The organism is Nitrospira sp. Nam80 (assembly GCF_965152575.1).
On sequence record NZ_OZ224216.1, the window covers coordinates 632,186 to 645,251 of the forward strand.

Here is a 13,066-nt window from a genome sequence, read left to right on the forward strand (position 1 = left end):
CACACAATTCAGATAGCCGGCCGCCGCGGCGATGTTTTCCCTTGGGTCAGTACAGGAAGCCGGGGCTTCGCCCGCTGGTACGATGGACATCAGATCCGCAACCGATATTTTGCGAGAGGTGGATCGCCCTGTCGTCCGTCTTGCTCACTTCCTCTCGGTTTCCTCCGGCATCCTGATCATCTTCTGGCTCGACCTCATCTCGGCGCTCGGTATTTCCGTCTGGGCGCTGTATATCGTTCCCATCTGGTATGTCTCCCGCCTCCGGGTTTCTTCCAAGGCCATCTTTACCATCGCCGCGGTCTGTACGGCGTTGACGATCCTCGGATGGTTCCTCTCGCCGCCTGGCATGGATCCCTGGATCGCCTCGTACAATCGTGTGATCGGGATCGCCCTCATGTGGACCCTTGCGGCGGTGCTGGCGCGAGCCTCGGCTTTTGACGAGCGATTGAGGGTCGCGCAGAAAGCGCAGGCGAGACTCGCGGCCATTGTGGAAAGTTCCGACGATGCGATTATCGGCAAATCGCTGGAAACAACGATAACGAGTTGGAATGGCGGCGCCGAGGCGATGTTCGGGTTTACGGCGGATGAAGCGGTCGGACGGTCCGTTACGCTCATCATCCCTCCCGATCGCTTAGATGAAGAGGCGCATATCATAGAACGGCTGAAACGAGGCGAGCGGATCGAACAGCACGAAACGATGCGCCGCCGAAAAGACGGAACCGATGTGCCGATTTCGCTGACCATGTCGCCGATCAAGGATGCCGGCGGAAGACTGATCGGGATTTCCAGTATTGCCCGGGATGTGACTGAAAAGCGGCGGGCGGATGAGATCCTCCGGCGGCAGACGGCCCAGCTTCAAGAGCAGGCCGAACATCTGCATGTCGCCAATGAGCAGCTCACGAAGCACGCCGTCGCGCTGGAAGAGGCGAATAAGGAGTTGGAAGGGTTCAGCTATTCCGTGTCGCATGATCTGCGCGCGCCGATCCGAACCATCCATTCGTTTGTCCGTATCATCGAGGAAGACCATGCGGCCCAACTGGACCCGGAATTGTTGCGCTGTCTCGGCATAATTGCGAAAGGAGCGAAACAAGCTGGCCAACTCATCGACGACCTGCTCGAATTTTCCCGGCTGGGCCGCCACGCGCTGCAACGGGGACCGGTCAACATGGTCGCGCTGGTCCAAGACGTGTTGGCGGATCTCCGCAAGGACCGAGACGATCATCGCACGAACATCGCGGTCGCCGATCTCCCGTCTTGTTTTGGGGACCGGCGTCTGTTGAAATTGGTCTGGACGAATCTGCTGTCCAATGCATTGAAGTACAGTCAGTATCGCGACGATGTACGGATCGAAGTGGGTTGGCGCCCGGACGACCGGTCAAATCGAATGTGCGTCTACTCCGTCAAGGACAACGGCGTCGGATTCGACATGAAATACGTGCACAAGTTGTTCGGCGTGTTCCAGCGGCTCCATGGAAAAGAGGAATTTGAGGGTACCGGAGTGGGGCTGGCCATCGTCCAGCGCATTGTCCATCGGCATGGAGGCAGGGTCTGGGCCGAAGGAGAGGTTAACGTGGGCGCAACATTTTATTTTACTGTGGAAAGGACCGCGGCATCATGATGAACGGAGTCGATATTCTGCTGGTCGAGGATAATCCTGAGGACGTGGAACTCACGCTGCGGGCGTTCAAAAAGAATAATCTCAGCAATAAGATCCATGTGGCGCGTGACGGGGAAGAGGCGTTGGAATGTCTCTTCGGCACCGGCCGGTATGCGGACCGCTCGCCCTGTACGGCGACCAGGATGATTTTGTTGGACCTGAAACTTCCCAAAGTCGATGGACTGGAAGTGTTGCAACGCTGCAAAAGTGATCCGCGCACGAGCATGATCCCGGTCATCGTCCTTACGTCGTCCCGCGAGGAGCGGGATATCGTCGACAGTTACAAGCTGGGCGTGAACAGTTACATCGTAAAGCCGGTGGATTTTCCGCAGTTTACCGAGGCGGTGCGCCAGCTGGGGTTGTATTGGATGGTGTTGAACGAAACGCCGAACAGTTAGCGCCATCGGGGAGATCGCATGGGAGAGTCGATTCGCATTCTGATCGTGGAGGACGAGCCGGCGGACGCCGAACTGCTTATTCGACAATTGCAGCGAGACGGGTACGAGCCGGACTGGCGTCGCGTCGATACTGAATCGGCATTCCTGGACGCTTTGGATAGCCCGTTGCATATGATCATTTCCGATAATGCCATGCCGTCGTTCAGCGCCGCCCGTGCCCTTGAACTGTTGAAACAGCGGGGGATGCGCGTTCCGTTCGTCGTGGTCTCCCGCGCCATCGGAGAGGAACAGGCGGTGGCCTTGATGCGGGAAGGCGCGGACGACTATGTCATGAAGGATCGGCTGGGCCGCATAGGATCAGCCGTGCGGCAGGTGCTGGGCCAAGCCCGCTTGCGCAAAGAGCATGCCGCCTCCCAGGAGGCGCTGGAACGACTCAATCGAGAGTTGGAACAGCGCATCGCGCAACGGACCAGCGAGCTGCAAATCGCGAACGAGTCGCTGGAGCGGGAACTGCGCGATCGCACCAGAGTGGAAGAAGAATTGCGCCGGATTACGAATGAGCTGGAGTCTCGCGTGATCACCAGGACCGCCGATCTGATCCATTCTCAGGCTCGATTGCGTGCGCTGGCCTCGGAATTGGTCTTGACGGAACAGCGCGAACGCCGGCGGCTTGCGACGGATCTGCACGACTATCTGGCGCAACTCCTCGTGCTGGCCCGTTTAAAATTGAGCCAGGCTCAGCCAAAAATGGCGGCTGGTCCGGCGAGCGACCTGTTGCTCCAGGCTCAAGACGCGCTGAAGCAGGCCTTGACCTACACGCGGACACTGGTGGCCGACCTCACGCCTCCGGTGCTGCGGGAGTTCGGTCTCCCCGCGGCGCTGATCTGGCTGGGGGACCATATGCGGCCGCACGGACTCTCGGTGACGGTCACCATTGAGGAAGACGCACTCCCATTGCCGGAAGATCAAGCGGTCTTGCTGTTTCAATCGGTGCGCGAGCTGCTGATGAACGTCTCCAAGCACGCAGGAACCGATCAGGCCACCGTCTCGCTGTGTATGGCGGAAGGGAAGGTGCTCCGCATTGTGGTCGAGGACCGAGGACAAGGTTTTGACGTGACCGCGGCCGACCGACCGACGGCGCAGTTCGGATTGTTCAGCATCCGGGAGCGGATGCAGGTGATGGGCGGAACGTTGGAAACGGATTCCGTGCCCGGCCGCGGCACCAAGGCCGTGCTCAGTCTACCGCTCACGCCGGAGGAGCCGGCAACCGCGGCGAATACTGAATTAAGAAGTTTGAGTGACGAATTATCTGCGAAAGCAGGGAGGATGAGCCCGGGAGGGCCCGGTGGGGACGACCAGGCTCTCTCCGATTCCAATGCTCTGCATTCAGAATTCAATATTCAGGAGTCAGCAATCCAAAAGCAGGTGCGCGTTCTGTTGGCGGATGACCATGCCATGGTCAGGCAAGGCCTGCGCAGCGTTCTCGAGGGTTATCATGATCTGCAAGTCGTCGGTGAGGCGCAAGATGGGATGGAAGCGGTGGAACTCGCCCATGTGCTGAAACCCGATGTCATTGTCATGGACGTGAACATGCCGAGGCTGGACGGCATCCAAGCCACATCCCGAGTGAAGCGCGAAGATCCGAATACCGTCGTCATCGGCCTCTCGGTCAACGGCGCGAAGCAAGTGGAAGACGCGATGCACCAAGCCGGCGCCTCGGCCTTTCTCACGAAAGAAAAGGTCGCAGACCAGCTCTATCAAGCCATTCAGAGGGCCAAAATACGAGACAGGATCTAATCTAAGCCTTTCCTGAGCGCTTCAGCACTCAACATAATCATTTCGATTTCCTCTGTGATCTCTTCTTGGCGCAGCCGGTTGCGCTTCAAGGTTAATTCTCCGATGTCTTTTTCCAGTCGTTGAATCGCTTGGTCCATGTGTTGGAATCGGACGAGATCTTCAGTCATGAGCGAGCTGAAAAACACCTCCTCAAGCGTGGAAAGCAAATAGTGTTCAAGCAATTCAGCGGCGAAGGCAAACGGGTCGAGCGTCAAGGTCGCGACAAAGGCTATTGGTCACCAGCTCGATCCACCTCTCGCGCATCCGGCAAACGGCGCCAAGTATTTCAGGCCGGGAAGCGCCGTGGCTTCCGCCGCCACCACGGTGGTGTAATCCAAGGCCCGCTGGAGCGCAGTGTGTCGACGGTATTCACCAGGCTCGCTCGTTTTGGCCGATCGCCACGTAGACGTAGAAGACTCCTTTCCCGCGCTGATTGATCACCGTATCGAGCGCAAGGGCGCGCTTCCCGACCCCATTGTCTCCGATGATCAATTGCCGCTGGCCTTTTGCAATCGGCACAAGCGTGTCAACGATTTTGCAACCGGTATAAAGCGGCCGATGCACGAAATCGCGAAGGAGAATAGGGGGGACGGAGCAAGCAATTGTGCTGGACCGGAGCAATCTGGCGGTGGGATCCCGTCCAATGAATCGCCCAGTGGAGTGATCACGCATCCGGGGAGCGATTCGCCGACGGGAACGCTCTGGCGCTGTCCGGAGAGGTATGCGGCGGAACCGGCGGCCAGGGACTGCGTTTGGGTCAGGAGAATTCCGCCCAGACGATCTTGTGCCAGGTGAAAGACAAGCGCGCGACCGCTTTTATAACGTGACCATGGCTCGCAATCGTGTTATGTCACCCCGAGAAAACGGAGCATTTGGCTACAACGTCATGCGTCTAGTGGGGCGAAACGATACAGCGAACGCGCTTGCAGGGGCCATTTCGAGCACTGCGCCGGCCGGAGGTGGTCCTGAACCGATTCACCAAGATGGGAGGAGGGCATGATTGAAACCTATCTCAGGCGATTTCTGGACCGGTCGTTCGAGTGGGTGTCCACGTCGGGATTGCGCGTCATTTTGATCACGGTCGGGATGATTCTTTTGTTCACGCTTCTCCAGCGGCTGGTGGAGCGGTTCCGACGTCTCTATCAGGGACGGCTACCCGGGCCTACGGAACTTAAGCGTGCCGATACGCTGACGCATGTCATCCGAGACGTCGCCAGAGTGGTGATCCTGGTCGTGGGCGGCATGATGATTCTGTCGGAAGTCGGCGTGGATTTGAAGCCGTTGCTGGCCGCGGCCGGGCTGGGCGGGTTGGCGATCGGGATTGGCGCCCAGAGTTTGGTGAAAGACGTCATTTCGGGATTCTTCATCATCTTGGAGGACTCCATTCGAGTCGGAGATGTCGTGGAAATCGCCGGTGTGGGCGGGTTGGTGGAAGAGGTTACGCTGCGAACGGTCGTCCTGCGCGATCAGGCGGGAAGCATCCACGTCATTCCAAACGGCCATATCGACAAGGTCAAAAATCTGACGCAGCTCTATTCCTATTATGTCTTTGATATCGGGGTGGCTTACCGGGAGAATGTGGATGAAATCATGGCGGTCTTGAAAGATATTGCCGAGGAACTACGGCTGGATCCGGATTTTGCCGACGACATTTTGGAACCGTTAGAAATGTTGGGTGTGGATCGATTTGCCGAGTCGGCGGTCATCATCAAATGCCGCATCAAAACGAAACCGATTCAACAATGGCGAATCGGCCGGGAAATGAACCGCCGGATTAAGAACACCTTCGACGCCAAAGGCATTGAGATGCCGTTCCCCCATCACACCATCTATTGGGGCGCGCCGAAGCAGGGGACGCCGCCGCCCCTCTATGTGGCCGGTCTGCGAGACGATCAACTTCCGGTTCAGCCGCTCCCTTGACCGGATGTAGAGGAACCTCTAGGCTTGGGCCTTCTTCGGCTTTGATTACTCGTTGCGGAAGGAAAGCGAGCGACGCTCTATGACGGACGAATCGGGTGCGGTCCTGATTGTGGATGATGATCCCGCGATGCGGGAACTGGTCTATGATGTGTTGAAAGACCGAGGTCACGACTGCACCGCGGTCGGAGGCGCCCAGGAAGCCTTGCAGCAATTGACCCAAAAAGACTATTCCGTGGTGCTGACCGATCTGCGCATGAAAGGGATGATGGGTACCGAACTGCTTACGGAGATCAAGCGGAGTTATCCGGATACCGGCGTCATCCTCATGACGGGATTCGGGTCGGTTGAAACCGCCGTGGAGGCGATGAAGCGAGGGGCCACCGATTACCTAACCAAGCCGGTGAAGACCGAGGATCTGGTTCGCGTGGTGGAACGCGCCATTCGGGAAACGTCTCTTCGACGCGAAGTCGGACGCCTGCGGAAGGAAGTTTGCAAGGAGTACAGCTTCCACCAAATCCTCGGCAAGAGTAAGTCGATGCAGGCCGTCTTCGATTTGATTCGTCGGGTGTCGGACAGCCCGACGAACGTGCTGATCACGGGGGAAAGCGGGACGGGGAAAGAACTGGTGGCCAAGGCGATCCATTACAACAGCGACCGGCGGGATGCCCCGTTTATCCCGGTCAACTGCGCGGCCATTCCCGAGCAACTGCTGGAAAGCGAATTGTTCGGCCATATGCGCGGGGCCTTCACGGACGCCAAGGCGGACAAGCGCGGCCTCTTCGAGGAAGCGCAGAAAGGCACCCTGTTCCTGGATGAGATCAGTGAATTGCCGCTCATGCTTCAAGCGAAACTGTTGCGGGCCATTCAGGAGAAGGAGATCCGGCGGGTCGGGGCCACCAGAGCCATCTCGGTCGACGTGCGGATCATCGCCGCGACCAATCTGAAGTTGGCGGAAGAGGTCCAGCAGAAACGCTTCCGCCAGGACTTCTATTATCGGCTCAACGTGATCGAAGTGAAGCTGCCGCCGTTGCGCGAACGCCGCGAGGACATTCCGCTCTTGGTCGAGGCGTTCCTCAAGAAATGCGGGGAATCGAGAGGGAAGCCCGTCAAAGCCGCGAGCGAGGCGGCTCTTGCCATGCTGATCGATTACGCCTGGCCCGGCAATGTCCGGGAATTGGAAAATGTGATCGAGCGTGCCGTCACATTGACGCGCGGCGACAAGATCGTGCCCGAGGATCTTCCGCCGGCTATCCAGGGATCGCGGGGCGACCGGCGGGTCCTGGACGAAGCGGCGGAACGGACGCTCCCGTTGCACGAAGTGGAGAAGGAATACATCGCCAAGATTCTGGAGAAGACCGGCGGCAACAAGTACCAGGCGGCGCAGGTGCTCGGGATCGACCGCAAGACGCTCTATCGCAAGCTGGCTGAGATGGAAGGCAAGTCGCCAACCGAACCGCGCAGCGGCTGACAAGACCGGATTTTCCAACCGTCGGGGACCGCATTGAGCGACAGGAGACATATCAGTGGCGTGGAAGCCGGCATTCTCTTGCTGCTTTCCGCCGGGATCTTTGTCCTTGATCTGCTGGCTCCGATCGGTGTCTCAGCTTGGCTCCTGTATCTGCTTCCTCTGGCCTTGACATTTTTGCTGCCGCACCACCGTGTCTCTTTCTACTATTGCCTCTTCGTGACGCTTTTCATATTCAGCGCCTATGTATTCAATCCCGCGACCGGGTCGTCGCGTTCCTCCAATCTGCTGAATCGCGTGATCGGACTGACCGCGATCTGGGTACTGGCGTTCGTCGTGAGCCGGAAGAGGGCTCGGACGGGAAGCAGCCCAGCCGAAGTCGACCGCGAGGCGCCCCTGCTCGATCGTTCGCGTGACGACGCCTCTTCCGTGCGCAGCCGGACCGCGGAGGTCCTGCTGGCCGGGCACTTGCGTTTGGAAAGCATCGTGCAGTCCGCCATGGACGCGATCATCACGATTGACGAACGCCAATCCATCGTCCTGTTCAATCACGCCGCCGAGCTCATGTTTGGATGCCCCGCCCAGGAAGCCATCGGGAAGCCGCTTGATCGGTTCATCCCCGATCGATTCCGGGCGGCGCACCGGGATCACATCGTCGCATTCGGCAAATCCGGGACGACCAGCCGCCGCATGGGGGCCTTGGGGCAGGTCCGCGCACTCACGGCCGGAGGCGAAGAATTTCCCGTGGAGGCGTCGATTTCCCAGATTTCGGTCGACGGGAGAAAATACTTCACCGTGATCCTGCGGGATACCAGAGAACGCGAGCGGCTGAAACGTGAGTTGGAGGAGCGCGAAGCCCTCTTGCGGACGATCATCGAAGCCGAGCCGGAATGCGTCAAAGTGCTGAGCGTGGACGGCACGATCCAGAGCATGAATGCAGCAGGCCTGGCCATGCTGGAAGCTGAACAGAGCGGGGAGGTCGTCGGGAAAGCTGCCTGTGATTTTGTCGTGGGAGAGCATCGCGCGGGCTTCACCAAGCTGCTGACCGATGCGGCGCAGGGGCATCCCGGTCTGCTGGAGTTTGAAGCCATAGGACTCCGTGGCAGCCGCAGGTGGCTGGAATGTCATGCGGTCCCGCTGCCAGGCGGGGAGGAAGGCATCAGCGGCATTCTGGCCGTCACCCGCGATGTGACGTCGCGAAAACAGGCGGAGGCGGAACTGAAACGCAGCGAGGAACGCCTCCGGAGCATTTTGGCGTCGATGGAAGAAGTGGTGTGGTCGAATTCGGTGGATGGCTCGGAGATTTTGTATGCCAGCCCGGCAGTCGATCGCGTATACGGACGGTCGGCGACCGACCTCATCGGTCGGCCGGCGCTCTGGCTCGACATGATTCATTCGGAAGACCGGTCGGCGGTGGAGCAGGCGATTCACGCGCTTCCACGTCTCGGACACTTCGACCTGGAGTATCGGATTCGACATCCGAACGGCGAGGTCCGATGCCTCCGTCATCGGGGACGGCTCATCACGGATGACCAGGGGCGGCCGATCCGCGTCGACGGTATGGTGTCCGACGTGACCAAAACCAAGACGGCGGAATCGGCCATGAGAAAGGCGCAGGAGCGGTTCGCGGATATCTTTGAATCCTCCAAGGACGCGATCGGATATGTCTCGCTGGACGAGAGCTTCGTGCTGGCCAATGAGGCCTTTGCCGCGCTGACCGGTTACTCCCGAGAGGAGCTCTTGAGCAAGACTCACGGGGATCTCACGCCGCCGGAATTCCGCATCGCTCAGGCCAAGAAAGTTGCGCGGGTGCTCCAGACCGGGGAGCCGGCTGAATATGAAAAAGAATATGTCCGGAAAGACGGGTCTCGCGTGCCGGTCGCCGTTACCTTGTTCCTCGTGAAGGGAGATGACGGCAAGCCCGACGGTGTGGCGGCCATTGTGCGCGATATCACAGAACGGCGGCGAGCCGAGCAGGCCTTGAGGGAAAGCGAAGAGCGATTCCGGGAAATGGCCGAGACCGTCCAAGAGGCGATTTGGATCAGGGCATTGTATCCCGACCAGGTGCTCTACGTGAGTCCGGCCTTCGGCCGCATCTGGGGTCTGTCGCCTGAGCACCTCTATCGAGATCCGGGGGCCTGGATGCAGGCGGTGCATGCCGGCGAACGGGACAAGGTCGCCGCTCGGTTTGCGCAATGGCTGGCGGATGAGGGCCGGGAGACGGAGTATGACGTCGAATACCGGATCGTACGGCCGGACGGGATCATTCGGTGGATCCATGATCGCGGGTCGTTGATCCGCAACAAGGAGGGCCGGATTTATCGCGCGACCGGCATCGCCGAAGACATCACCGATCGCAAGGCCACCGAAGTTCTTCTGTTGCAGAGCGAACAGCGATATCGCCAGCTCGTGGAAGTCTCCCCGGATGCGATCGTGATCACCCGCGGTGAGTTCATTGTGTTCATCAACCGGGAAGGGCTCGAGCTGCTGGGCGCGGCCGGGCCTGATCACGTCGTGGGACGGTCGCTGTTTGATTTTATTCACCCCGATTCTCATGACGAGGCGAAAGAACGCTTGGGGCAATTGAACCAGGGCTTTGATCAGGTTCCGCTGGTTGAACAGAAATTTGTCCGCATCAACGCCAGCATCGTGGATGTGGAGGTCACGGCCGCCCGGTATATGGACCAGGAAGGCCCGGCCATCCAATTCGTCCTGCGAGACATCACCCAGCGCAAACGCCTCCAGGAGCAACTGCGCCGGACCGAACGTGTGGCCGAACTCGGCACGCTCGCGTCGGGCATGGCGCACGAGATCGGGACTCCCATGAACGTGATCCTGGGACGCGCGGAATACCTGATGAATCGCACGAGCGATGAACCGATCAAGAAAGGCCTTCAAACAATCGTGAGTCAAGTCGAACGCATCACCAGGGTGATGAATCAGCTCTTGTCATTCGCCCGCCGCGAAACTCCGGAACGCCGAGCCGTTAACTTGAGCGAGATCGTCGAAAACAGCCTGGAGATGTTTCACGAGCGGTTCGCGCGCCATCACATCGAGATAGAAACGGAGTTTGAGCCGGCCTGTCCTCCGGTGCATGCGGACGCCGACCAGATGAGCCAGGTCCTGATCAATCTTCTGATGAACGCCATCCATGCGATGCCGGACGGAGGACGAATCCGCATTACCGTCCGGCAGGCCGATCGAAACATGGTCGAGCTGATCATCGCGGATACCGGGTCCGGCATGCCGCCCGAGGTGTCGGCGAAGATTTTCGATCCGTTCTTCACCACGAAGGAATTTGGGACGGGCACCGGTCTGGGCCTCACCGTGGTCAAGGGAATCATGGAAGAGCACGGCGGCACGATCGCGGTCACCAGTGAGCCGGGCCGTGGGACGATTTTTACGCTGGCGTTGCCGGTGAGTGAGGCGTAGTCAAGCTCCAGAAGGCAATGTATGGAAACGGCAAACCAATGATCAACGTGACCCGCCCCGGAACGGACCTGTCGTACGAAAAAAGTGTGGCATCCAGGGACATATCTCTCCGGTGGACTGGGGTCTTTCTCGCCATGGTTTCTTCCTTGTGCCGGTCCCGTAATCCGTTGCGTCAGAGATAAGTCCGCTGATTGTATCGACATTCGAGGGTGATGCAGCTGAATCCGCCATGGCATATGGCTTGCGTGAACCAGGCGTCCAAGGGACGTATGCTTGCGGAGGGATCGGTGACAGCTGAAGTAAAAAAGAGAGCGGTGCTGCTCGTGGTTGAAGATGACCGGGATATGCGGAGCTTGCTGTGCGATGAGCTCTGGGATGAAGGGTTCCAGCTTCGAGAGGCAGCGAACGGCGATGAGGCATTGACCGCCGTGATGGAAGCAATGCCAGATTTGATCATAACGGACTTAAAAATGCCGGCTGGAGGTATCGATTATGTCAATCGCCTCCGGACCTTTGCGCCCTATTGCCCGATTATCCTCATGACAGCGTTTGGAAATACGAGGACCAAGGAAGAAGCCCTGAAATCCGGCGCCACGGTTTATTTTGACAAACCCGTGCGTCTATCGGAACTGAAAGCCACCATCCATGAATTGCTCAAGTGAGGCGGTATAGCGCGATAACCTTTTCATCAAGGGAAACAGAGATGGCCGGATCTCATGAATGCAGTCCCTCCGTCGACTCGTGCGGCGACCCCATCATCAGGGCTCGCATCGAAGCCCTCAAGCAATTGGCGGATACCCTTCCAGAACGAATTGCAATTCTTGATCGTCAGCTCAATGTGATATACGCCAACGAGGCGGCTTGGCCCGCGGTATCCCGTCCTCAAAGCGTCTCCGAACCGGCGAAGTGTTATGAGAGTCTTGTCAGGTCCCAAGGACCCTGCAGGTACTGCCCCGCCACCGGCGTGTTCGAGACCAAAGAGGCCCGCTCATTGCCGTGCGCGGGATCTGAAGAGACGACCGTGTGCGGCATGAAGCGGGTTTTGCCGCTGATCTCCGGACAGGGAGACGTGGAATCGGTGCTGGTGCTGTTTCGAGATCAGCCGACTCCGGCTCCATCGAAGGCGGCCGCCTTCAATGTCGGGCTTCCCGTCGAATGTTCGACGATTCGGGACTCCTCCCGCCTGGGAAGTCTGATCGGACAGTCGCCCGCCATGCAGGAACTGTTTCACATGATTCGTCTTGTCATGGATAGTCAAGCGACGGTGCTGATACAGGGAGAAAGCGGAACAGGAAAAGAATTGGTAGCGCGAACCATCCATCAGATGAGCTATCGGCGGGTGAAACCGTTTGTTGTCGTCGATTGCGGATCGTTGCCCGAGACGCTCTTGGAAAGCGAGCTCTTCGGCCATGTCAAGGGGGCGTTCACCGGCGCCACCTGCGCAAAGCGCGGCCTTTTTGAAGAAGCGGACGGGGGCACGCTCTTTCTGGACGAGATTGCGGATACCACGCCGACCTTCCAAGCGAAGCTGTTGCGGATCCTGCAGGAAGGTGAGATCAAACGGGTCGGTGGCACCCAGCCGATCAAAATCGATGTCAGGGTTATCTCGGCTTCCAATAAGGACTTGTTCGAACTGGTGACGGCCAAGGCTTTTCGGCAGGACCTGTATTACCGCTTGGCCGTCTTGCCGCTCTATCTCCCGGCTTTGCGGGAGCGTCGAGAAGATATTCCGCTCTTGGTCGCACATTTCGTCGAAGCGTCCTGCCGGCGACACCGCCAGGCCGCGCGCAAGATCACGCAAGAAGTCATGCATGCACTGACGCAGGCCCCCTGGCCCGGGAATGTTCGCGAGCTTCAGCATTACATCGAGCGGGCGGTGGTCACCACCAGCGGGCCGGAACTCTGTTGCGTGGATATTTTCGCACTGGGGTCCGACCCTGAATCGTCCGATCTCCGAGAAGTGGTCCGCGGCGCGGCGCGGCAGATGGAGCGCGCCAGGATCATCCAAGCCCTTCGCCAAGCGTCCGGCAATCGTGTCCGCGCGGCCAAACTGCTCAACATCAGCCGGGCGAATCTCTACAATAAACTCCGCGCCTATGGGTTGGACGGAACGTGAACGAAAGGCTTCCGAGCCATCGTCGGATCACGAGTCTATCACCCGGGATGTCGTACAAGAGGTGTTGGTCGGGCCGTTTGGCGCCTCTTCCTGGAGATCTAAGCGCATCATTGATTGCCCATTGAGATGATTGTTAAGAATCGAACGCCGCGGTCAGCAGCCGGGGGCTCAGCGAGCTATCTATAGAACATCGTGGTTGTCACGTCCTTGTGCCCGAGGATCTCTTGCACGGTCCTGATGTC

10 protein-coding genes are annotated in these 13,066 nt (G+C 58.9%); 8 read left to right on the plus strand and 2 right to left on the minus strand.

The genetic code is table 11. The annotated features are described in order from the left end of the window. Positions 1–82 precede the first annotated feature (82 nt). Genes ACWGXE_RS03030 through ACWGXE_RS03040 form a run of 3 tightly spaced genes read left to right on the plus strand, consistent with a single transcriptional unit; the run spans position 83 to position 3,852 of the window. Positions 83–1,618: a sensor histidine kinase gene (locus ACWGXE_RS03030; RefSeq protein WP_447601213.1), complete on the plus strand. Its 1,536-nt coding sequence runs from the start codon at positions 83–85 to the stop codon at positions 1,616–1,618. After that, positions 1,615–2,055: a response regulator gene (locus ACWGXE_RS03035; protein WP_447601215.1), complete on the plus strand. Its 441-nt coding sequence runs from the start codon at positions 1,615–1,617 to the stop codon at positions 2,053–2,055. Before ACWGXE_RS03030 ends, ACWGXE_RS03035 begins: the two co-directional genes overlap by 4 nt. A gap of 18 nt (positions 2,056–2,073) precedes the next feature. Continuing rightward, positions 2,074–3,852 (plus strand): response regulator, encoded by a 1,779-nt coding sequence (locus tag ACWGXE_RS03040; RefSeq protein ID WP_447601217.1) that lies wholly within the window; start codon positions 2,074–2,076, stop codon positions 3,850–3,852. Here the strand turns inward: ACWGXE_RS03040 and ACWGXE_RS03045 are convergent. Further along, positions 3,849–4,037, minus strand: a complete 189-nt coding sequence (locus tag ACWGXE_RS03045) for a F0F1 ATP synthase subunit gamma (RefSeq protein ID WP_447603858.1) — start codon at positions 4,035–4,037, stop codon at positions 3,849–3,851. The two genes, ACWGXE_RS03040 and ACWGXE_RS03045, sit on opposite strands and share 4 nt — an antisense overlap. 223 nt (positions 4,038–4,260) lie before the next feature. Continuing rightward, positions 4,261–4,410, minus strand: coding sequence for a hypothetical protein (locus ACWGXE_RS03050; protein WP_447601219.1), 150 nt, complete (start codon positions 4,408–4,410; stop codon positions 4,261–4,263). A 477-nt stretch (positions 4,411–4,887) separates the two neighbouring features. Here ACWGXE_RS03050 and ACWGXE_RS03055 point away from each other — a divergent pair, with 477 nt between their 5' ends. The 5 genes from ACWGXE_RS03055 (at position 4,888) to ACWGXE_RS03075 (ending at position 12,824) form a co-directional block, all read left to right on the plus strand. Further along, positions 4,888–5,811 carry a mechanosensitive ion channel family protein gene (locus ACWGXE_RS03055; protein WP_447601220.1) on the plus strand — a complete coding sequence of 308 codons (924 nt, stop codon included), beginning with the start codon at positions 4,888–4,890 and terminating at the stop codon, positions 5,809–5,811. A 79-nt stretch (positions 5,812–5,890) separates the two neighbouring features. Continuing rightward, positions 5,891–7,279 carry a sigma-54-dependent transcriptional regulator gene (locus ACWGXE_RS03060; protein ID WP_447601222.1) on the plus strand — a complete coding sequence of 463 codons (1,389 nt, stop codon included), beginning with the start codon at positions 5,891–5,893 and terminating at the stop codon, positions 7,277–7,279. Between the two features lie 60 nt (positions 7,280–7,339). Further along, positions 7,340–10,708 (plus strand): PAS domain S-box protein, encoded by a 3,369-nt coding sequence (locus ACWGXE_RS03065; protein ID WP_447601224.1) that lies wholly within the window; start codon positions 7,340–7,342, stop codon positions 10,706–10,708. Between the two features lie 287 nt (positions 10,709–10,995). Beyond that, on the plus strand, positions 10,996–11,370 hold the full coding sequence (locus ACWGXE_RS03070; protein ID WP_447601225.1) for a response regulator: 375 nt from the start codon (positions 10,996–10,998) through the stop codon (positions 11,368–11,370). Positions 11,371–11,411: 41 nt separating this feature from the next. Then, positions 11,412–12,824: a sigma-54 interaction domain-containing protein gene (locus ACWGXE_RS03075; RefSeq protein ID WP_447601227.1), complete on the plus strand. Its 1,413-nt coding sequence runs from the start codon at positions 11,412–11,414 to the stop codon at positions 12,822–12,824. Positions 12,825–13,066: the final 242 nt, after the last annotated feature.